This window comes from Serratia sp. N21D137, assembly GCF_047530005.1.
Lineage (GTDB): Bacteria > Pseudomonadota > Gammaproteobacteria > Enterobacterales > Enterobacteriaceae > Chania > Chania fonticola_B.
This window is the reverse complement of the sequence record NZ_JBLJAJ010000033.1, coordinates 33,384-55,842: the sequence shown is the minus strand read 5'-3', so window position 1 is coordinate 55,842 and position 22,459 is coordinate 33,384. Positions and strand designations below refer to the sequence as shown.

The following is a 22,459-nucleotide window of genomic DNA, read 5'->3' as shown; positions in this document are numbered from 1 at the left end:
CCCGATCAGTTATAAGCGGCGGCCTGCTCTTCGGTGATCAGCTCCATTTTTTCAAGCTGAACCGCAATGCCGCGCAGTGAGCGCCCAAACTCCAGGCTTAACGCCTCTATCGTTTTGCCAGCGCTGTAGCCTTCCTCCAATAGCTTCCTGTCTTCTTCCGACCAGGGGAAATTGAAGTTTGCGGGCCTACCCTCGGCAATATTTTTCTGCCGCCGCTCCTCGGGTGATAACTTTGCCTTTTTCACCCGTTCTCGCTCGGCGTAAAACTCATCCGCCAGGGCAAACAGCATCCGGATCGTCTCTGGGGAATGAACCAGCGAGGTATGATTCAAAAACTCCCCCGTTTCTGGGTTAATCCCCCTCGCCAACGCACGCAACGTCAGGTAGGTCTGCATCATGGTTTCCGTCCTTAAAAATCTAACCGTCATTCTCGCGGCTAGTTCCCTGCCTATTGTTGCTCATAAAACGAACTATTCAACGATTCGATCGGAACGCGTATTAACTTTGCGAAGCAAATTCCAAATTAACTCTATTTCTTGCAAGAAAATAACCACTTAAAAAAATACCCATTCAGAAATGGGAAACTCAATGCCGTCGATAATTCTCCCGGCAATCGGTGAAACAGGTTTATCTTCAATATTTACAGATAGTTTTCACTTGAAATTAATAAGGTAAATTAACCACTTACCGAATTTATACCGAACGCGATAAATTAAGGATTACTCACCGCACCGCTGGCTACTTATTAAGGAGTATTTTCCCGCTAACTCTCCCTTATGTTGATTTCCCTCAATAACGCTTGGGTTATTGCTGTTAGTTTGCCATGACTAAAAAACCACTGATAAGCATTAGGGAAAGCAATGGACGTCAATCGCAGACAGTTTTTTAAAATCTGCGCTGGCGGGATGGCAGGAACCACGGTGGCAGCATTAGGCTTCGCGCCCAAGGCTGCGTTAGCGGAAACGCGCAACTACAAATTATTGCGCGCCAAAGAAACCCGCAACACCTGTACCTACTGTTCCGTAGGCTGCGGTTTATTGATGTATAGCCTGGGCGATGGGGCAAAAAACGCCAAATCGACGATTTTCCATATCGAAGGCGACGCGGATCACCCGGTAAACCGCGGGGCGCTGTGCCCGAAAGGCGCTGGCCTGCTGGACTATATCCACAGTGATAGCCGCCTGCGTTACCCAGAGTATCGCGCGCCTGGTTCAGATAAATGGCAGCGCATCAGCTGGAATGAGGCCTTTGATCGCATTGCCAGGCTGATGAAAAATGACCGGGATGCCAACTTCGAAGCCACCAACGCCGCTGGCGTGACGGTAAACCGTTGGCTCTCTACCGGGATGTTATGCGCCTCTGCGGCCAGTAACGAAACCGGCATGCTGACACAAAAGTTTGTCCGATCGCTGGGCATGCTGGCAGTTGATAACCAAGCGCGTGTCTGACACGGACCAACGGTAGCAAGTCTTGCTCCAACATTTGGTCGCGGTGCGATGACCAACCACTGGGTTGATATCAAAAACGCCAACGTTGTGATGGTGATGGGCGGCAACGCCGCTGAAGCGCATCCGGTGGGATTCCGCTGGGCGATGGAAGCCAAAAACAACAACGACGCCACGTTAATCGTCGTCGATCCCCGCTTTACCCGTACCGCATCGGTCGCCGATATCTACGCGCCGATCCGCTCCGGCACCGACATTACCTTCCTGTCGGGCGTGTTGCTGTACCTGATTTCCAACAACAAGATCAACGCTGAATACGTGAAGCATTACACCAACGCCAACCTGTTGGTCCGGGATGACTTTACGTTTGAAGATGGCTTGTTCAGCGGTTATGACGACAACAAACGTCAGTACGACAAAACCACCTGGAACTACCAGTTTGGTGAAGATGGCTATGCCTTGCGTGATGATACGCTCCAGCATCCGCGTTGCGTCTGGAACCTGCTGAAAGTTCACGTCAGCCGCTACACGCCTGAAGTGGTGGAAAACATCTGCGGCACCCCGAAGGAAGATTTCCTGAAGGTGTGTGAAGTCCTGGCCTCCACCAGCGCAGCAGACCGTACCACCACCTTCCTGTATGCGCTGGGTTGGACCCAGCACACGGTCGGCGCGCAGAACATCCGTACCATGGCGATGATCCAGCTGCTGCTCGGCAACATGGGCATGGCGGGCGGCGGCATCAACGCCCTGCGCGGTCACTCCAACATTCAGGGGTTGACCGATATTGGCCTGCTGTCCACCAGCCTGCCGGGTTACCTGACGCTGCCTTCGGATAAACAGACCGATCTGGCTACCTACCTGGCCGCCAATACGCCAAAGGCTACCTTACCTGGTCAGGTTAACTACTGGAGCAATTACCCGAAATTCTTCGTCAGCCTGATGAAGAGCTTCTACGGCGACGCTGCCCAGAAAGAGAATAACTGGGGCTTTGATTGGTTGCCGAAGTGGGATCAGTCCTACGACGTCATGAAGTACTTCCAGATGATGGATCAGAATAAGGTCAACGGCTATATCTGCCAGGGCTTTAACCCGGTCGCCTCCTTCCCGGATAAGAATCAGGTGGTCGCCTCACTGGCCAAGCTGAAGTATCTGGTGATCATCGACCCGTTGGTTACGGAAACTTCCAATTTCTGGCAGAACCACGGCGAGATGAACGATGTCGATACCGCGTCGATCCAAACCGAAGTGTTCCGGCTACCATCCACCTGCTTTGCCGAAGAAGACGGCTCAATCGCCAACTCCGGCCGCTGGCTGCAATGGTACTGGAAAGGCGGCGATGCCCCAGGTGAAGCGATTACCGACGGCGAGATCCTGGCCGGTCTGTACCATCGCCTGCGCCAGATGTACGGCAGCGAAGGCGGTAAAGGTGTCGAACCGTTACTGAAAATGGGCTGGCACTATGAACGGCCAGATCACCCTGAATCCGAGGAAGTGGCCAAAGACAGCAACGGCTACGCGCTGGAAGATCTGTATGACGCCAACGGCAACCTGCTGGCGAAAAAAGGCCAGTTGCTGGACTCCTTCGCAATGCTGCGCGATGACGGCAGCACGGCTTCAGCCTGTTGGATCTATACCGGCAGTTGGACCAGCAAGGGCAACCAGATGGCCAACCGTGATAACAGCGATCCGTCAGGGTTGGGCAACACGCTGGGCTGGGCCTGGGCATGGCCACTGAACCGCCGCATTATCTACAACCGCGCCTCCGCCGACCCAATGGGTAAACCTTGGGATCCGCAACGCATGCTGATTGAATGGAACGGTAGCAAGTGGGTCGGGAATGATATTCCAGACTACAACACCGCCGCACCGGGCAGCGGCGTTGGGCCGTTCATCATGCAACCGGAAGGGCTTGGCAGGCTGTTTGCCCTCGACAAAATGGCCGAAGGGCCGTTCCCGGAACATTACGAGCCGTTTGAAACGCCGTTGGGCACCAACCCACTGCATCCAAACGTGATCTCTAACCCGGCGGCCCGTCTCTATCCGTCCGATGCCAAGCGCATGGGTGATAAATCCGAGTTCCCTTACGTCGGTACCACCTACCGTCTGACCGAGCATTTCCACACCTGGACCAAGCACGCGCGCCTTAACGCGATCATGCAGCCGGAACAGTTCGTGGAAATCAGTGAACGTCTGGCGAAGGAAAAAGGGATTGAGCAAGGCGATACCGTCAAGGTCAGCAGCAAGCGGGGCTTTATCAAGGCGAAAGCCGTGGTGACCCGCCGTCTGCAAACCCTGAAGGTTAACGGGCAGGATGTCGACACCATCGGTATTCCACTGCATTGGGGCTTTGAAGGGGCAGCCCGCAAAGGCTATCTGGCCAACACCCTGACGCCGTTTGTCGGCGATGCCAACTCGCAAACGCCGGAATACAAGGCGTTTCTGGTTAACGTGGAAAAGGTGTAAGGAGCCGAATTTATGTCCATGCAATCCCAAGACATTATCAAACGTTCGGCCACCAACACCCTGACGCCACCTCCGCAAGCGCGTGATTACAAGGTCGAGGTCGCCAAGCTGATTGACGTTTCCACCTGCATCGGTTGCAAGGCCTGTCAGGTGGCCTGTTCCGAATGGAACGACATTCGCGATGAAGTGGGCCACTGCGTCGGGGTTTATGACAATCCCGCCGATCTGAGTGCCAAATCCTGGACGCTGATGCGTTTCTCTGAGGTGGAGCAGAACGGCAAGCTGGAATGGCTGATCCGCAAGGATGGCTGCATGCACTGCGCAGATCCGGGTTGCCTGAAGGCCTGCCCGTCTGCCGGGGCGATTATCCAATATGCCAACGGCATCGTGGATTTTCAGTCCGAGCACTGCATCGGTTGTGGTTACTGCATCAGCGGCTGCCCGTTCAACATTCCACGGCTGAACCCGCAAGACAACCGGGCGTACAAATGTACCCTGTGCGTTGACCGCGTCAGCGTGGGCCAGGAACCAGCCTGTGTGAAGACTTGCCCAACGGGCGCAATCCACTTTGGCACCAAGGCAGAAATGCTGGACGTGGCACAGGAGAGGGTCGAAAAGCTGAAGAAACGCGGCTTTGAACATGCGGGAGTGTATAACCCGCAAGGCGTTGGCGGCACCCACGTGATGTACGTACTGCACCATGCCGATAACCCCGAGCTGTACCACAATCTGCCAAAAGACCCGCATATCGATCTGTCGATCGGGTTGTGGAAAAGCGTACTCAAACCCTTATCCGTGGCGGGTTTCATCGCCACCTTTGCCGGTTTGATTTACCACTACATCGGCATTGGCCCGAACAAGGAAGTGGATGATGAAGACGAGGAGGACCATCATGAGCAAAAGTAAAATGATCGTTCGCACCAAGTTTATCGACCGGGCCTGTCACTGGACGGTGGTCATCTGCTTCTTTCTGGTGTCGCTGTCCGGCATTGCGCTGTTCTTCCCCACGCTGCAATGGCTGACCGAGACCTTTGGTACGCCGCAGATGGGCCGCATCCTGCATCCTTTCTTTGGTGTACTGATCTTTATCGCGCTGATGTTTATGTTCTTCCGTTTTGTGAAGCATAACATTCCCGAGAAAGAGGACTTGCCGTGGGTCAAAGGCATCGTGGAAGTGCTGAAGGGTAATGAGCATAAGGTCGCTGACGTCGGCAAATATAATGCCGGCCAGAAGATGATGTTCTGGAGCATCATGAGCATGATTTTCGTGCTGTTGATCACCGGTATTATCATTTGGCGCCCTTATTTCGCCCACAACTTCCCGATCCCGGTGATCCGCTATGCGCTGTTGATCCACGCTGCATCGGCGATCGTGCTGATCCACGCCATTCTGATCCATATGTATATGGCATTCTGGGTGAAAGGCTCGATCAAAGGCATGATTGAAGGCAAGGTCAGCCGCCGCTGGGCGAAGAAGCATCACCCGCGCTGGTACCGTAAGGTCGAGGCTGAAGAGCAAAAAGACGAGCAGTAACCCGTTGAAATTCGCCCCTTCGCATGAGGGGGCGACAATCTCCTCAAGCGACCACTGAACCATCAAAGATCTGCTGCATGCTTTCGATCAGGCTCAGCCATTCACTATTGGCCCCAGGCTTCCACAGTGCCACCATCGGGTGCATCAACCCTTGTTTCCCCAATTCCGTATCGAGCCGCTCAACCTGCGGCAAGTGCTGCATGTTCAGATGCGTTGGCAGGAATGCCCATCCCAGCCCGGCGGTTAACAACGTTTGCAGCAAAGCCGGTTCATTGACGACCTGGATGCGATCGGCGATTTGCAGGCGCTTCGCCATCGGCTCGGGCAGGTCATTAAAGGGAATAAGTTGGGTGCTGGATGCCAGCGACAGCAAGGTGACCGGGCTACCCACGGGGAAAAAACCCTCGCGAGCATAGACGGCCAACTCAATGGCCCCCAAGGCTCGCCACTTAAATTTTTCGCCAATCGAGCGGTTGATCGCCTGATAAACGCCAATATCCGCCACATCGTCTGCCAACGCTTGCTCACCCTCGCCACGCTCCATCATCAGCAAATCAAGCTGAATGCCGCGCTGGCCCAGAAACATCGCCAGTTCCGCTAAAAAAGTGCGCGGAGTAAACGGGTCATAGCACAGCGTCAGTTTCTGCCGCACCTGCTGCGGAATATGCTGAGCCAGCAGGCTAAGGGCCTCTGCCTCCTGCAAAAACAGCCGAGCTTGCCGGTAAAGGCGCTGGCCCGCCTCGGTCAATTGCAATGGGCGGGTACGGCGATCGCACAGGGAATAGCCCAGATCCAATTCCAGATTTTCGATCAGTTCACTGACGGTGGTGCGATCCTTCCCCAGCCGCTTGGCGGCCTGAGTGAGATTGCCGGTCTCGCAAACGCTGGCGAAAGCTTCAATCTGCGCCAACGAAAAACCTATCTTCCCCATCTCTCCTCCACAAAATTGCGGGGGATTTCCCCCCGTTCATCCACTCTACGATATGAGTTCGCGGGCTTACCATTATTTTGTTCACCTCATTCAGGTAAGGAAAAAACCATGAAAAAGTTCACACACAGCGTCTCAGCCCTACTGGTAGGTGCTGCACTCAGCGCCAGCCTGGCAACCGGGGCGCAAGCCTGCACCCGCGCCTTTATGAATATGTACCCAGGCTATATGATCAGCGCACGCAATCTGGATTTCTTCGGGCCGGTAGATCCCTCACTGGTGATCACACCACGCGGTATTGCGCATAACGGCGGGGATGCGAAGAACGCCGCCCAATGGCAAACCCACTACGGCAGCGTCGTGGTATACGCCGATGGCGTGTTCCCAATGGACGGCATGAATGAAAAGGGGCTAGCGGGCCATACGCTGTTTTATATGAACGGCAGCCAGGTGCAGCAGGACAATCAGGACAAGCCGGTGATCGAAAGCCGCGCCTGGTTGAGCTACATCCTGGATAACTACGCCACCGTTGATGAAGCGGTTAAAGCCATCCGTAGCGACGTACGCCTGGCCGCCGCCCATATGCCTATCGATTACGCTTCAGACACCAAACACATCGCGATCGAAGACGTTAGCGGCGATTCGGCCATCATCGAGATCGATAACGGCAAAGTGAATATCTATCACGACAAAAATTATCGGGTGATGACCAATCCCCCTTCTTACGATAAACAACTCGAGAACCTGGCCAAGTATCAGAATGCCAAACGCAACGAGATCCCTGGTGGCTTGGAAGCGGATGAGCGCCTGGTGCGCGCGAGCTATGATTTGAAAAATCTGCCGCAGCCGGACAATAAAAACCAAGCACACGGCTTCATCTTATCGGTGCTTAATAACGTGGCTTACCCGATCGGCTCACCGGCTGAGCCAAGCGAACAAAAGGTCACCGACATGTATGCCAAATACAGCAAGCGCCCGGACCAGAACAAAGGCATCGGGACTTACTGGACGGCGATTTCGGATCTGAGCCATGCGGAGTATCACTTCAAGTCCACCTTTGCGGCTTCGCAGGTTTGGGTTCCGCTGCGTGACATCAACTTCAGCCAAGGGCAGCCGGTGCGTAAGATCGCCCATCTTAACGACTATGCCCAACAGGGCTGGGAAGGTAACGTGCTGGCCCAGGCGAAATAACGCTTAACCCACTATTATTAGTGGGATAATTTCACGATCAAACGTTGCTGGCCGCCGATGGCCAGCAATAATCTGAACGCATAACTCTCGCCCAAAGTATTTTGTTCTAATCGTCATGCGGGGTAATGAAAGGCACCACGGGCTGTGGCTAAATAGCGCTTTCCTAGCCTGTATGCCGTTCGGATTGTTTATGTCGCAAATATTGCAATTTATTTTAGCCTTGGTGGTAATTGTCGTTCTCGCGTTTGTTAGCCTCCATCAAATTTAGCTTCTTCTGCAATAAAATGAAGGTACATATCCTGTGGAAAACAGGTAACCATTCCATCCCTGCCGATCAACAGCCATCTCCATTCTCATGTCTTTATCTAAATAAAAAACAGGCAAAACATTCTTTAAATCAGATATTAGGGCACTATCTGCTGGTGTTTTGACGGCTAACGTTGATTTTACATGCAATAAATGCCCCGTTTTACGCATAATAAAATAGGTCTTGCGACTCACGTTGTATTGACGTTGCTCTTTATTGAGTTGGCCTTTGATTACAACGAAACCATTATCCCCGTTTAAAAAATATGTCATTGCCAAAGATACAGTTTCTCCTTCTTTCTTGACGATGAGCTTTGCATCACACGAAAAGTGCGTATCGCGCCAATAACCAAGCCCTGTAAACAACCACTTACCCAACATAATAAATGTGATAACAATGGTTGAAGAAAATATAAATACACCAAACAATCTTTTAATCACGATTGATTCTCCATATAGTAATTGGAGACACAATCATTTCCACGAAGATAAGAAAACTCATCCCGGCACTTTATGACGGAAACCCTGGGTATGAACTGAAAAGTTGAGAAGTAGACTACTTCGTTACCCTGACAACTGACCGGGTCTTTAGCATTAAATTTATAAAAGTCATCTTCTGTGCTTTTATCTTCATTAATATTTACCCGGCAACCATTGATATTCCCAATATTATGAAATGTTGATGAATAACTCTCAGAAACAAATAACCCGCCTCCAACGAACAACGATATGAAAGCAAGTATGCCAAAGGAGAGAAGCATTATCCGCTGGCTTCTTAATGATTCTGAATGACGCGTTGAAACTTGGTTTTGTACTGGTATCTTTTCAACTGCGCGAGCAGAGGCTTGATCTGGTGATGAAATGTTAGAGATGCTGACCTGAGCCTCCTGGACCTCCTGGACCTCCTGGACCTCCTGGACCTCCTGAGTCTCTTGGACAATCCGAACGCCACTAGACAACGGTATAATTTTAATAGAACTCGGTATCAATAAACCTTTTCTGGGAACTGTTTTGATCACTTCATAATCAATGCCACATTGCCTAAGCCCTTTACGCAGGGTTAGGATATTTTGATAGTACGTATTATCACTTACATGAAGTCCATATTGCTCCCACCCTATTTGCATGAGAGCCCCCTTAGTGACGAGTACTCCATGATTTTTTATCAGGTGGAGAAAACATTCAGAAGCTGAGACAAGGATAGGGAACTCAACTCCATTAGCAATTGATTTAAATGTATTTTTCATTGGACAAAAGATAACAGAATCCGCGATCACCACGCATAATGATGTCTCTTGGTCGCAGGTCTTAATGACGTTATCCATTACATTACCTCCATTAAATAATGTGAATATTATGACATCAAGAGACAACTCTCGCATTGATCTGTGTCTAAGAATTTTCTGCAAGCACAATAATTGAGCAAAAAAAATACTAATATTCATGCTGTACCCAGCAAGATAATTACGCAGTTTATTATTATTTACTTACTATTATCAACTAGTTATGATTTACTCGGTGATCAATGCTTTTAACTATGGCGAAGGTGGGTCATTTTCACAGAACTTATACCTCAGTCGTATTAATTACTTGATAAAATGGTGTTATTTTAACATTTCCATCATCAAAATGAGGACGAGGCTCATTTAAGTCGCAGTAACACCTTGATATTTTGTTATAATTTTAACATTGCAGCTATCGGCATCAATATCAGAATTTTCGAGCCGGCAGCGTCTTCAAGAGATGGTATTCTCAGTGCGTCCATAAAGATAAAAACCTGGCTTAAAAAATATTTATACTTAAATATCATACTGTTAAGCCAAAAAATTAAGAGCTTATATGTTTGTGTGTAATTTTCTATTCATTAACATCATCCCCCACCAAAACCCAAAAAAGGCTTATTAATTTTTATTGAGTTTACTTTATTGCTGAAATAGCTAACATTGCGCTCAGATAATTCCTATCAATAGCGCAAAGAGACACAACTTCTCATTTGCTGGTTTATCTTAGCCTTACTTTCTATGAATGTAGAAGCTAAGCATTATAAAAGAGATGAGATTAATATCATGAGTGAATTAAACTTCCTGCCTGAGGTGGATGGGCTGTATGGAACCATTAAGGATAATGGCACAATCACATTATCATATGATTCTCACATCAAAAACATTAATTATTATATTGTCACCGACAATATGTATTTTAGTTTAGGTGTCGTAAAGTACATTGAAAACATCCTCAATAAAATATCACCAAGGAAATTAAACGCTGGCATTTCCATCCAGTGTTATCTTTCTGGAAAAGTACTCTCTGTTTATGAAGATATTCATAGAAATGCTCACTTAAGAAAAACATCACACGTCATTATAGCGGATAAGGACTTTATACGTATGTTGGGGCTTGGGATTAATGAAGAGATTTCACGATCTGTCTCATTCATATCATGCGAGGATTGTAATTTAAGCTATTTTGAAAAAATGCTAAAATCAAATAACGCTACACACTCCCAACAAGTCAGTGTACAAGAACACTCCTCATTTTGGATTTTAAACCAGAGAGAAAAACGTATATGTTTTTATCTATATAATGGTTTCACCCCAACATTTATAGGCTCACTGCTGGGGATTAACTCTAAAACAGTCAGCTACTATCGCATGAGAATAATGAAAAAAATAGGATGTGAGCGGAAAGGCGACTTTAATAAGGCTTTAATTAATTACTATGGAAACAAATCGCTCAGAATATAAATACATGATTACTCCTGAGATGATTGCAACCGAGAAGAGTTAAAAAAACCACTTGAGCTTAGATAACACATACGTCTATCTTGTTACTCATAAGTTAGACTATTAAATTTATAAGTAGCTCTCCGATATATACAAAACAGAGATTATTAAATTCTTTCTAACAACCTAATTCCTGTCAATTAATCTTATGAAGGAGGCCGTCAGTTTATTGGTGACGGCTTTTTTTCATCATCCTAATATAATTCCTCTGCTACCTATCTGCTAGCACGAAGCTTGAGGCCATCTCCAGTATCTCTCCATTATTAGAGATAATCCCGCCAAAGCTACTCCCAGAAGTATGTTCAGGTATCTTCTCAGATACCGCGCGGAGTGTTTAAAGCTCATTTGGTAAGATTCAACACCTCACAGACTGCAAGCTATTGATACTAGTATGAACCTGCACTTTAGGATATCCGAACTGAACACGCATTGGTGTAAGCATTTTTCCATTTTGCCTTTGTGAGATATGGAGTATTCCACATTAAAATAATAAAGAGCCCCTTCACCTTTTTACAATCTCTTAGCCCTTCCCTGAAAAAGTATTAAATCAATTGAATGACACATTATCTCTGACTAACCAGTCATGTCGTAACCTAATGTTTTAAATGGAAAAATGTTATTTGAACTTGTTTTGGATGAACGCGCTATTAATTCCCCCTATAGTCCTTCTGCCCAATCAGGTTAAGTGGATTTGTGGTGAAGTGAGTGCAGTCACCTATAAAGGCCAAGAACATTAGGGATTAGGGCAGGAAAATACTTTTTATATGAAAGTAGAAAATCACAAAGGAGAAATTAGGTGAAATTAAATATTTTAGCGCTGGTCGTAGCTGCTGGTTTTATGTCTAATGCATTTGCAGTTACTCCAGAAGCGGGTAAAGGTCAGATCAAATTCACAGGTTCAATCATTGATGCACCTTGTTCAATTACCCCAGACACCTCTAACCAGAATATTCAGTTAGGTCAGGTTTCAGCAACTGCTTTGAAAGATGGTGGGAAATCAACTCCTGTCGCTTTCCAGATCGACCTTGAAAAATGTGATACAACTGCACTTAAAGGTGTAACCGCAACCTTTACTGGTCCAGCATCAGCAAGTAATCCAGAACTGCTGGGTATTACTGGTTCTGCACGAGGTGCAAGTATCGTTCTGACCGATGGCGCAGGTACTCCAATCAAGTTCGGTACTCCTACCGCTAAGCAACTGATTATGGATGGAAGCAATACTTTAGTCTTCTCGGCTTATCTTCAGGGTGATAGTGGTGCGGATGCTGTTGTTACCCCAGGTGAATTCAGCTCTATCGCTAACTACGCGCTTGCTTACGAATAATAATTCAGATAAGTAACTTTAATACAGGCACGTTAAGTATTTACTTTTCGTGTCTGCTTAAAGCGAGAATAAATCGTGAAAAAAAACATATTCTTTCTACTTTTATGTCTCGAACTTACTTTTATTAATCCTGCTGTTGGCAAAGATGTTGGCCATGGACGATTAAATATGCGTGGCAGCATTATCGAAACCGCCTGCACTATTGATATGAATAGCGTAAATCAAACTGTAGATTTAGGTGTAATCACAGTCGGCGAATTAGAGAGAAATGGGCGTAGTTCGAGCATTCCATTTAGTATCAACTTGATTAACTGCACGTTGAAAAAGTTAAACCCCAATGCAAGCAACTGGAGGTATTTTGAAATTACATTTGATGGAGAAAATCATAATGGCCTCTTCGTTAATAAAAGCTCAAGTCAGGGTGTGGGAGTTGCCCTTTCTGATGAAAAACTCAAACCTTCCTTGCCAGGGGTTCCATTATCTCAACACTTACTAACAGAGGGCGGAATTAGTATTAAGTATTATTTAGCCTTGACGCACGATGCTGGAAAAATAAAAGCAGGCGATTTCAATACGTCTATAAAATACAAGATAGATTATTTTTAATTGGTGGTGGCAAGGATGTCAAAAAAAACACTGAAATTATCAAAAAGTGGAATTGTCTACATAATTATTCTTGCTTTTCTGGGGCAGATTAACGTGTATGCGGCTGAAGAAACTCAGTTTAACACTGACATCCTTGATACGAATGACAAACAAAATCTTGATCTTTCAGTGTTCGCCGTCGCTGGTTATATCATGCCGGGCGTCTATCGCATGGCTGTTATTCTGAATCAGAAAAAGATTGCAGACTTTGATACGCTTTATTATTCGACGCCTGAAGATGTAAAATCCAGCTTTCCTTGCTTAACGAACGAACTTGTTACACAACTTGGTTTAAAGGAAGGCTATTTTAATAATCTCAAGTGGCAACCAAGCAATAAAAACGGTGAGCTTTGCCTTGTTATTCCTGCTGATGAAGGTTGGAAAGTAGCCTCGGATCTGCCAACTTCAACATTAAATCTGAGTATCCCTCAGGCTTTCTTAGAATACACAGCAGAGAACTGGGATCCCCCTTCTCGCTGGGATAATGGCGTGTTTGGTGCATTGTTTGATTATAATACAAACGTCACAACAATACGTACGCGCCATAGCGGACAGAATAACAGCATGAGTGGCAACGGGACTGCTGGTATTAACTTTGGCCCTTGGCGCGCCCGAGCGGACTGGCAGACTCAAATAGATAATAAATCTTCTGAAAATAACCATAGCAACCGTTTTGATTGGACAAGATATTATATTTATCGGCCGATAAAAAGTTTAAAGGCACGTTTATCTCTTGGTGAAAACTTCGTGAACTCCGATATATTTGATAGCTTTCGTTTTACCGGAGTCTCATTGCGCAGCGACGATAGCATGCTGCCACCTAACCTGCGCGGGTATGCGCCTGAAATTACCGGTGTTGCCAAGACAAACGCTAAGGTCACAGTTAGGCAACAAGGGGCTGTTCTCTATCAGACCCAGGTCGCGCCTGGCCCATTTCAGATCCAAGATCTTAACGATGCCGTGAACGGTCAGCTTGATGTTGAAGTAGAAGAGCAAGATGGCTCAACCCAGAAGTTCAGCGTACAAACATCAGATATTCCTTATCTTACGCGTCCAGGAATATTGCGTTATAAGGTATCGGCCGGGCGTCCTACTGATTTTCGTCATCGCAGTCAGGGACCTTTATTCTCAATGGGCGAATTTTCCTGGGGTGTGGCTAATGGCTGGTCACTTTACGGAGGAAATACGGTTAATAACAATTATCAGGCTTTAGCGCTCGGTATCGGTCGCGACCTGATGTTATTTGGTGCTTTATCTTTGGATGCAACACATTCTCGTGCAAAGCTTCCACAAACCGAAACCTTGCAGAGTCACTCTTTTCGGTTGAGTTATTCAAAACGTTTTGAGGAGTTTAATAGCCAAGTAACTTTTGCCGGATATCGCTTTTCAGAACGGAACTATTTAAGTATGGCCGATTATCTGGAAGCAAGACAGTCCAAATATCGCCGTGCAGGCACAAAAGAAATGTATACCCTGAGCTTTAATCAGCAGTTTACAGGTATTGGCGCCAGCCTATTTGTAGATTATAACCACCGTACCTATTGGAATAGCTCCGTGGATAATCGCTATAATATTTCAATGGCGAAATACTTTGATATTGCTAACGTGAAAAACATTAATGTTTCCGTCAACGCATATCGCAGTAAATTTAATAACTCAAATGATGATGGTGTCTATTTATCTTTGTCAATACCCTGGGGAGATCATGGTTCAATAGGCTTAAACAGCTCCCGTTACAAAGGGGGAAGTAGCAATCAGGTTAGTTATTTCTCAACGCTTAATGATTTCGATAGCTACCAGATCAGCGTTGGTAAAAATGGCGCTCAGAACGCCGCCAGCGGATTTTATAGTCATGCAGGCGACAATGTTCAAGTGAATGCCAATGCCAGCTACCAGGAATTAGGATTTACTTCCGCGGGGATCGGGTTGCAAGGTGGACTGACAGCTACGATGAAAGGTGCTGCACTACACCGTATTAACACTCCTGGCTCTGCGCGAGTCATGGTTGATACCGATGGAGTGAGTAATGTTCCGGTGCGTGGTTTTGGTGCCGTGGCGCGCTCAAATATATTTGGCAAAGCCGTCGTGTCGGACGTAAACAGCTATTATTGAAATCAACTGAGTATCGATGTTAATAAACTGAGTGACAATGCTGAAGCCATTAATACCGTAGAGCAAATAACATTAACAGAAGGTGCTATAGGTTATCGTCATTTTAGTATTGTTCAGGGTGAAAAAGCGCTTATATACGTCAGGTTGGCAGATGGTTCTTCCCCACCTTTCGGCGCAGCAGTGATGAATAAAGATGGCAGAGAAGTGGGGATTGTAAATGATGATGGCAGTGTTTACTTAAGTGGTATTCAGGCTTCTTCCATTATGCATTTACGCTGGAATGGTGAAGACCAATGCCAAATTTCATTCCCGGAAAATCTCATCACTGAGAAGTTACAAAATATTCTTTTACCTTGTGTGTTTTTGAGTGAGAAAAAATCAAATTGATTTATTACGGAGTTATTAAATGAAGTTTATAAAAAATGGACTTATTGCCACCGTTACTATTTTGGGGGTTTTCACAGCGCATACGGTGAGTGCAGCGATCGCATTAGACCGTACGAGAGTCGTATTTAATGGGAGTGACAAATCAGTCAGCCTTAATGTCAGCAATGAGAACACAAAATTACCTTATTTGGTTCAGGCATGGATAGAAGATACTCAGGGTAATAAAATCAATGGTCCTCTCACCATCGTGCCTCCCCTACAACGTGTAGAGCCAGGCTCTAAAAGTCAGATAAAGCTACAGTCTTTACCGACCATTGATACTCTTCCTAAAGATCGTGAGACGTTATTTTACTTCAACATGAGAGAAATACCACCACGCAGTGACAAACCAAATACGTTGCAAATTGCATTGCAAACTAAAATAAAACTCTTTTACCGGCCAGCAGAAATTGTTCCGTCTGAAACATCAGGATCTGCTCCTTGGCAGGAAAGCGTGGTATTGGCTCGCGAAGGGCAACGTTATAAGTTAACAAACCCAACACCCTATTATGTGACGTTTGTTGATGCGGGAAGCACCGTTAATAACAGTGAGCGTGAATTCCGTCCATTAATGCTGGCACCGCATTCATCAGATTACCTTAACGTCGGTGTTAGCAAGTTAGGGGCATCGCCTGTCCTGACATATGTCAATGACTATGGCGGTCATCCAAAACTTGTTTTCCACTGCGAGGGCTCAAGCTGTAAAACGACGCCCGTAAAAGAGTAAGTACCATCATTACGTTGGAACATCACATGCTAAAAATCGCTGCTCGTGTAAGTGTGCTTCTTATGGCAATAAATTTTGCTCATGCGCAAACGAATCTGCCTGGTCAATGGAACGGGGATGGCGTATCTGGAAAAATACAAGTTCGGGGACTACTGACTGAAGGCGCCTGTAGATTAGATTTACATTCGTCTTATCAGGAAATCGATCTTGGAACGCTGTCGGCTGCACATTTCCAACACGTTGGTGATCTTGGCATACCTGTACCTTTTAGTCTGATGCTCAGGGACTGCATAAGCACCGGGACCTTGAATCGCGATGAGTGGACAGCTAATAAATTGATAGACCGTCATCAGCCCTCAGTGACCTTCTCATTTTTAGCCCCCGCAGCGACATCCAACCCCGGGCTGGTTGCTGTGACGGGAGCTTCAGGAATAGGTCTGGCAATAAAAGATGAAAATAATAAGCCTGTCAGGCTCGGTTTCAGGGGAGTACCTCTGCTAGTTACGCCAAAGCAGGACGCCCTTAAATTCACCATAACACCAGTGAGAACAGCGGCACCGCTAGCTGCCGGTGCATTCCGCGCCAGCCTCTTTTTCTATATGAGGTATGACTAAGAATATGAAATCTATGATTCGTCTCACTGTAATTTATCAGGTCTTCGTCCTGGTTATCGGATACAGCACTTTGTCGCGGGCGGCCCCTGCCCCGCAAAATATTACCGTAAATATCCAGGGAAGAATTTTGGAACCTGCCCCCTGCGTCATTATGGGTACAGGAGATAAAGGTGTTATCTCGGTTGATTTTGGCAACAATGTCATGATTAACCACATTGATGGCTCTCAGTACCGAATGCCTGTGAGTTACACCATAAATTGCTCAGCACAATATACCAATTCGATGATGTTAAAAGTTGTAGGAACAGTAGCAGGGTTTGGAGATGGTAATCTGCAGACCACCGTTACCGATCTGGGGATAGCTTTAACCGATGGCACCACGGCTTTCCCGGTGAATTCATTCCTTAGCTTTAGCTATCCCGTATTACCTCAGCTTTACGCTACTTTGGTAAAACGACCAGGGGCAACACTCAAAGGACAAGTTTTTTCCGCGACAGCGATCATGCAGGTATATTATCAATGAGTAACAGATGGCAGCAGATACTTATAAGCGCATTAGTTGGTTTTACCGTGTCTGATGCCTGTGCAGTTGATATGGTATTTAAAGGAACGCTTATTGAACCCCCTCCTTGTATAGTTAACGGCGGGCAAGATATTAACGTTTCATTTGATAAGGTCGGCATTAATAAAATTGATGGTGACAGTTATCGTAAGGAAATTAATTTCATATTAGACTGTATAGATTCTCCGCCTTGGACCATGAGTATGACATTATCGTCTAGTTCTGTCGCTTCCTTTTCACCTGGGACAATTCAGAGCACGATTAACGGACTTGGCATAAAAATATATAGTGATGGTGAACCCATTGTATTTTCTCAGCCGATTTTAATTGACCCCATGCGTAGGCCGAAGCTTGAAGCTGTCCCGCTGAGTGAATATGGTGTGACTCTCTCCGAGGGGAAGTTTACTGCGTCTGCAACGTTAACAGTTCAGTATCAGTAACAATATTAGGGAGATGAATCAATGAGTGTTGGACTATTCAGAAATTTGATGCTGTGCCTCATATTTATTTCATCTGGCGGGTATGCGGCGGAAAATCTTAAATTTTCTGGGGAACTGGTTAGACAACCCTGCGTGCTTTCACCGGGTGATGAAAGTATACCTTTAGATTTTGGTGAAATCATCGATAAATATCTTTATGCTCACGAAAGGGTGAAGAGTCAGACGATTACTATTCATTTGCAGAATTGTGATACATCGCTAGCAAAAATGATTCGAGTTTCTTTTACCGGAGCAGGAAATGCCGCTCTACCAGGTTATTTGTCGGTGAGTTCCGGTGGTATGGATTCAGGATTAGCCATTGGCCTTGAGAATGCTAGTGACGGCGCTCCGATAAGCATTAACAATGGCACTAATATGGATATTGAAATAAACCCGGGCACTATGGATATAAAACTTAACGCTTTCGTCCGTGGTGAGCCTGATGCGATAGCCAATAAGACTATCAGCCGTGGTGTTTTTAATGCCACACTCAGCTTTAGTCTAGTTTATGAATAGTCATCATTTTATTAAATAATGTTTACAGCCCTAAGATGTTCAGGAAGAACAATAGTAATACTTATTCAGGAGTATTTTATCATGATAAATAAAATTATGAATATGGGACGTTTTTTTTTAATCCCATTCCTTCTTGTTTTATCCCCTGCAAGTTTGGCTGAAACGGTTTCCGTTGGTCGTCTTTTCGTAACTTCACCAGATAGTGCGGGTATGATGACTATTCGTGCAATCGAATGGACTGCTGCCGCACCACCTAGTGTTGTAGCTGCTTGTGACGCAAACAAAAACCCCGCCCTCGAAACTTGCATGGTGGAAGCTTCTTGCAGTGTAAAAAACGGTGTCGATTCTTCGGGGTTGATCTGGGGTCAAAAGTATAGAATGACCAAAGCGGAATTGAGGAATATTGCCTACACCAAAGTTGGTAGCAAAATGTTTAATGCTGGCTGCTTTAGAAGGAGCGGGTCAAGTTATGTATTTGTCCATAGCCCCTTTTTGTATGTAGGTGGATTACCCTTAACGGGCGGCACAAGTAGTAATAATGTTGATTATTATATATTTGACAAGGTTGACATGATAGATGAGTCACCGAATCTGAGCTGTAAGGCCGCAAGTACAAATGCGACGATAGATTTTGGTGAAGTTCTCTATAATTCTGTAAATGGGGCAACAAAGAGTGCCACGATTGATATTAGCTGTACTAATGGTAATGGCTTCGCGCACGTTTCTTCCGTTAGCTATGATAATAGCACTGGTATTTTACTCAGGCCGGACGGCTCCCTTCGTGCTTTGATGGAATTTAATGATGTGCCCGCAGATGTACAATCCAGCTATTATATTGAGAATAATACTTCACGCAGTCTGGTGGTCAAGGCAACCTTACGTTCCACCAATGCTCTTAAAGGTGGGCTGTTTAGCGGGTCGCTGGTTGTTAATATCACTTATGATTGACAACCGAAATTTTAAAACATGAAAGACTGACAGATTGCACAATCTCTATGCTTATCAACTTCGGAGGTTTCTGGAATCAAGCTAATCGTCGGGCCGGCCTGATTGTCAGTTATCTTTTCGATATATAGAGAAAACCTTTACCACACTTACAGGTTGCTGTGGCAGACTTTATTGTCTGCTCAACAACCATTTTTTAGAACAATAAGCATGCTTGTTGCCGTCGCGGCAAGCCAGGTGTTGATTAAAACGCGACGCACACCGGCGCATCGACACGCATCACCGAGTCTTGGGCAAACTGTTGTTTATAGTGAGTGCGCAGCTCCTCAATGTTTTGCTCACTGCCCGCATCAGGGCTATGGATCAACATCAACGCCTTGCTGTTTTCCCGTGCCAGCTTGCCATCGTTCCCCAGCCATTGCCCTTTGGCATCAAAGACCGATAACCCATCTTTAAAACGCGGGGTTACCTGCTGATCGACAAAGGTCTGCCATTCAACCGCCGTAATTACCGGCCCTGCCGGGCGATTCAAACCAAAATAGAGCGTGGTTTGAGTCATCGGCTCGCCGATGCTGCACGTTGCTTCTGGTTTTAACGGTGACGCCTGTTGCACTGGCGCTACGCAGCCGCTCAACAGCAAGGTTATGGCGACGGCGACTGCCAATATCGGGGTGTTTTTCATCTCGCTTTCATATTCCTTAAATAATCATCAACAGACACTAACGATAAATTTCTAATGTGCTGTAAAAATCACAAGTAGCACTAGAGACTAGTAGTAAGCAAAAATCACCTATTTAGCATTAGGTAAAGTAATTCGAAAGCGACACCAACAAAAAACTCAGTGGTGCGTTGCCACCAGGCTCGTTACCCTCCGGCGTTGACACTCTAGCCCTCCGACCCTGTGAATTCCCTATGTTACTGAGCATTCTTTATATCATCGGCATCACCGCAGAAGCCATGACCGGCGCGTTAGCCGCAGGCCGCCGCCAAATGGATTTGTTTGGCGTGATTTTTATCGCCTCCGCTACCGCCATTGGCGGGGGCTCGGTGCGTGATATGCTGCTTGGGCACTTCCCGCTGAGCTGGGTTAAACACCCTGAGTATATTGTTATCATAGCCATAGCGGCAATTATCACCACCTGGATGGCTCCGCTGATGCGCCACCTGCGCCACCTGCGCCATCTGTTCCTGGTGTTGGACGCCATTGGGCTGATCGTATTTTCGATCATCGGCGCGCAGGTGGCTTTGGATATGGGCCATGCCCCACTGATCGCAGCCATTGCCGCCGTGATCACCGGCGTTTTCGGCGGGGTGCTGCGCGATATGTTCTGCAACCGTATCCCGCTGGTTTTCCAGAAGGAAATCTATGCAGGCATCGCTTTTGCCGCTGCCTGGCTGTATATCGGCCTGCAATACCTTAACTTGCCGCATAACATGGTGATAATTATTACCCTGGTTGCTGGCCTCAGCGCTCGTCTGATCGCACTGCGCTTTCGCCTTGGCTTGCCGGTGTTTAACTATCAGCATCCCGATCATTAATTCACTAACGCATCGCCAAGCGGTTCGGCACGATTGGGAACCGCATCGAAGCCGCTGATATGGTGCTGCTGCAAGATTTGAACCAGTGCCAGAAAGGCAGGGTGTTGCACAAATTCCTGCACTTTTCTGGCTTTTTGCGCACCCAAGCCAGCAAGTTCCTGCCACTGTGCCAACGTCATCTGTTGTACCTGCGGCCAATTTTGTAGCGTTGCCAGCTGTGATGACGAAATTGGCACGCCGAGGGCGATCGGCCAACGCTCGAAAGGTTGCCGCTGCGCCAGACGAAATTGGCGATAAAGGGCCTGTGCACGCTTTGCCCCCAAGCTGGGCACCGCGCTGAGCTGTTCCGGGGTTAATTCCATCCAATCCAGCAGGTTATTCACCAATCCCTGATCGACCAGCACCTGCCAGCCAGCTTTATTCAACCCGATGATGTTCAGCCCATTGGCACTGCTCAACCAAACCAGCCGCGCCAGAAACTGCTGGCGGCATCCGGGCTGCAAGGTAAAGCAGCTCAGCGCATGATAATTCTCCGGTTTTGGCGCAATGGGTGTTGCCCTGGCAACCTCACGCCAGACCACCTGTTTCAAATGCGGGATGCCATGCCCCATCAGGCTAATCGCAATATGATCGCCTGGCACGATGTCCCATTTTTGCCACAGGGCCAGCGAGCCCACGTTAACCCGCCGGATCCATTTATCGTCCATACGCACCGGATCCAGGCGTAGCATCACGGCAATTTTTCCGGTGCGGCCAATGGCAAACTCAACATCCGTGACTCTGGCCACTTGCTGGACCGGGGTATATTTCCAGGCAACCGCACAGTCATTGGGTTTGGCCTGCCAGTAGCGCCCCCGAGGTTCTTGCCCTTGGTGGATCACCACGCCATCGGTGACAAACGGCAAAGGGCCGCTGTACCAAGCTGCCCGCCACTGCTCCACCTCCGCCAACGTGGTGACCGGTTGTGAATATTGCTGCGGCAGCGTAAAACCCATGGCGGCAAGCTGTTGCAAGCGCTCGGCCATGGTTGGCGAGCCATCGGGCCACGCCCAGACGAACAGGCCAAGCTGCTCAAGTTGCGCAGTGCGCGGATTACGCATCAGCATCCCGGCAACCTTGGAGCGGGCGTTGATGCCCCCTTGGGTTTGCTGGTGATGATCGTTCACCATCAGGAACAGCTCCCCTTGCAGTACCAAATTGGCCGTAACCTCCGGTAAAACGTTGGGGATAGCGGGGATCGCCTTGACCTTTTCCAGCCAGTTTTCACCCTTCTGCCCATCTCCCCGGCTAATGGCGTTCACCAATACGCCTTGCCGGTAGACCAAAGTGACCGCCACACCATCAACCTTGGGTTGCACCCACAGATCGTGGCGGCCCTGCATCCATTGTTCTATGGCACGCGAGTTGCGCAGTTTACGCAATCCGGTGTGCGCCACCGGATGCGGTACTTTGCCCGCTGGCAATGGCCGCGTACAGTCTTCTGCTACACCGACACAACGCCGCCAATCTTGCAGTTGCTGCAGCAGGCTGTCGTAGAGCTCATCGTCGATCGGGCTGTTGCCCAGGCGATAATAAGCCTCATCCCAGCGCCCGAGCTGATCATCCAGCGCAGAAATTTCCACCTGTAAGCGCTCTGGCGACCACACTGGACAATCTCCAGCCCATGCCGAGCTACACAGCATTCCAACCAACACCAGCGCCCGATAAATACCTCTCCACATTGAGTACCTCCTTGCTTCCCGGCAGTAAATACTCAATCGCCTTTGCTGGCTAACGTCAAAAACCGGAGGTGTGAAACGCTTCCCAAAAGGAATGCGTATTTGCTGAAAACGGCAAAAATTTCCAGATCCGCCGTGCAAATTGACTTTTTCACGCTGTTTTTAGCAGAAAGCGACGGCCAAAATGCGAGCTAACGCTGCA

At 47.4% G+C, this 22,459-nt stretch carries 20 protein-coding genes and 1 pseudogene; 15 read left to right on the top strand and 6 right to left on the bottom strand.

Annotation, left to right across the window (positions count from 1 at the left end; genetic code table 11):
- Positions 1–5: 5 nt before the first annotated feature.
- Positions 6–395, bottom strand: coding sequence for a hypothetical protein (locus tag ACMV5H_RS21365; protein WP_414822434.1), 390 nt, complete (start codon positions 393–395; stop codon positions 6–8).
- A gap of 465 nt (positions 396–860) precedes the next feature.
- On the opposite strand from ACMV5H_RS21365, the gene fdnG reads away from it, so the two are divergent.
- Genes fdnG through fdnI form a run of 3 tightly spaced genes read left to right on the top strand, consistent with a single transcriptional unit; the run spans position 861 to position 5,442 of the window.
- Positions 861–3,908 (top strand): formate dehydrogenase-N subunit alpha, encoded by a 3,048-nt coding sequence (gene fdnG / locus ACMV5H_RS21360; RefSeq protein WP_414822428.1) that lies wholly within the window; start codon positions 861–863, stop codon positions 3,906–3,908.
- Between the two features lie 12 nt (positions 3,909–3,920).
- Entirely contained in the window at positions 3,921–4,814 is an 894-nt protein-coding gene (fdxH, locus tag ACMV5H_RS21355) for a formate dehydrogenase subunit beta (protein ID WP_024527856.1), read from the top strand.
- A complete protein-coding gene (gene fdnI / locus ACMV5H_RS21350) occupies positions 4,801–5,442 on the top strand; it encodes a formate dehydrogenase-N subunit gamma (protein ID WP_024482937.1) in 642 nt (213 codons plus the stop codon). Before fdxH ends, fdnI begins: the two co-directional genes overlap by 14 nt.
- Before the next feature lie 43 nt (positions 5,443–5,485).
- On the opposite strand, the gene ACMV5H_RS21345 is transcribed toward fdnI, so the two are convergent.
- The gene (locus ACMV5H_RS21345) at positions 5,486–6,373 is read right to left on the bottom strand and encodes a LysR family transcriptional regulator (RefSeq protein ID WP_414822427.1); all 888 of its coding nucleotides are present in this window, start codon (positions 6,371–6,373) and stop codon (positions 5,486–5,488) included.
- 108 nt (positions 6,374–6,481) lie between these two features.
- On the opposite strand from ACMV5H_RS21345, the gene ACMV5H_RS21340 reads away from it, so the two are divergent.
- Entirely contained in the window at positions 6,482–7,561 is a 1,080-nt protein-coding gene (locus tag ACMV5H_RS21340) for a linear amide C-N hydrolase (protein ID WP_414822426.1), read from the top strand.
- A 264-nt stretch (positions 7,562–7,825) separates the two neighbouring features.
- Here the strand turns inward: ACMV5H_RS21340 and ACMV5H_RS21335 are convergent, their stop codons facing one another.
- Together ACMV5H_RS21335 and ACMV5H_RS21330 are read right to left on the bottom strand one after the other, a co-directional pair.
- Complete coding sequence (locus ACMV5H_RS21335) at positions 7,826–8,308, bottom strand: hypothetical protein (RefSeq protein WP_414822425.1); 483 nt, start codon at positions 8,306–8,308, stop codon at positions 7,826–7,828.
- Positions 8,305–9,192, bottom strand: coding sequence for a winged helix-turn-helix domain-containing protein (locus ACMV5H_RS21330; RefSeq protein ID WP_414822424.1), 888 nt, complete (start codon positions 9,190–9,192; stop codon positions 8,305–8,307). Before ACMV5H_RS21330 ends, ACMV5H_RS21335 begins: the two co-directional genes overlap by 4 nt.
- A 741-nt stretch (positions 9,193–9,933) precedes the next feature.
- Here ACMV5H_RS21330 and ACMV5H_RS21325 point away from each other — a divergent pair.
- The 10 genes and pseudogenes from ACMV5H_RS21325 to ACMV5H_RS21280 all read left to right on the top strand — a co-directional run bounded on the left by ACMV5H_RS21325 (position 9,934) and on the right by ACMV5H_RS21280 (position 19,003).
- The gene (locus tag ACMV5H_RS21325) at positions 9,934–10,611 is read left to right on the top strand and encodes a helix-turn-helix transcriptional regulator (protein WP_414822423.1); all 678 of its coding nucleotides are present in this window, start codon (positions 9,934–9,936) and stop codon (positions 10,609–10,611) included.
- Positions 10,612–11,446: 835 nt separating this feature from the next.
- A complete protein-coding gene (locus tag ACMV5H_RS21320) occupies positions 11,447–11,974 on the top strand; it encodes a fimbrial protein (protein ID WP_414822422.1) in 528 nt (175 codons plus the stop codon).
- Positions 11,975–12,049: 75 nt separating this feature from the next.
- The gene (locus ACMV5H_RS21315; protein WP_414822421.1) at positions 12,050–12,580 is read left to right on the top strand and encodes a fimbrial protein; all 531 of its coding nucleotides are present in this window, start codon (positions 12,050–12,052) and stop codon (positions 12,578–12,580) included.
- 15 nt (positions 12,581–12,595) lie between these two features.
- Positions 12,596–15,118: pseudogene (locus ACMV5H_RS21310) on the top strand (outer membrane usher protein).
- 19 nt (positions 15,119–15,137) lie between these two features.
- Entirely contained in the window at positions 15,138–15,884 is a 747-nt protein-coding gene (locus ACMV5H_RS21305) for a fimbria/pilus periplasmic chaperone (protein WP_414822420.1), read from the top strand.
- A gap of 26 nt (positions 15,885–15,910) precedes the next feature.
- The gene (locus tag ACMV5H_RS21300) at positions 15,911–16,498 is read left to right on the top strand and encodes a fimbrial protein (protein ID WP_414822419.1); all 588 of its coding nucleotides are present in this window, start codon (positions 15,911–15,913) and stop codon (positions 16,496–16,498) included.
- Positions 16,499–16,502: 4 nt separating this feature from the next.
- Entirely contained in the window at positions 16,503–17,021 is a 519-nt protein-coding gene (locus ACMV5H_RS21295) for a fimbrial protein (protein WP_414822418.1), read from the top strand.
- Positions 17,018–17,500, top strand: a complete 483-nt coding sequence (locus tag ACMV5H_RS21290; protein WP_414822417.1) for a fimbrial protein — start codon at positions 17,018–17,020, stop codon at positions 17,498–17,500. Before ACMV5H_RS21295 ends, ACMV5H_RS21290 begins: the two co-directional genes overlap by 4 nt.
- Before the next feature lie 21 nt (positions 17,501–17,521).
- The gene (locus ACMV5H_RS21285; RefSeq protein WP_414822416.1) at positions 17,522–18,055 is read left to right on the top strand and encodes a fimbrial protein; all 534 of its coding nucleotides are present in this window, start codon (positions 17,522–17,524) and stop codon (positions 18,053–18,055) included.
- Between the two features lie 81 nt (positions 18,056–18,136).
- Positions 18,137–19,003, top strand: coding sequence for a hypothetical protein (locus ACMV5H_RS21280; RefSeq protein WP_414822415.1), 867 nt, complete (start codon positions 18,137–18,139; stop codon positions 19,001–19,003).
- A gap of 241 nt (positions 19,004–19,244) precedes the next feature.
- Here the strand turns inward: ACMV5H_RS21280 and ACMV5H_RS21275 are convergent, their stop codons facing one another.
- Entirely contained in the window at positions 19,245–19,682 is a 438-nt protein-coding gene (locus ACMV5H_RS21275; RefSeq protein WP_414822414.1) for a DUF3574 domain-containing protein, read from the bottom strand.
- 230 nt (positions 19,683–19,912) lie between these two features.
- Here ACMV5H_RS21275 and ACMV5H_RS21270 point away from each other — a divergent pair, with 230 nt between their 5' ends.
- A complete protein-coding gene (locus tag ACMV5H_RS21270) occupies positions 19,913–20,539 on the top strand; it encodes a trimeric intracellular cation channel family protein (RefSeq protein ID WP_414822413.1) in 627 nt (208 codons plus the stop codon).
- On the opposite strand, the gene ligB is transcribed toward ACMV5H_RS21270, so the two are convergent.
- Complete coding sequence (gene ligB, locus ACMV5H_RS21265) at positions 20,536–22,260, bottom strand: NAD-dependent DNA ligase LigB (protein ID WP_414822412.1); 1,725 nt, start codon at positions 22,258–22,260, stop codon at positions 20,536–20,538. The genes ACMV5H_RS21270 and ligB overlap by 4 nt on opposite strands.
- Positions 22,261–22,459: the final 199 nt, after the last annotated feature.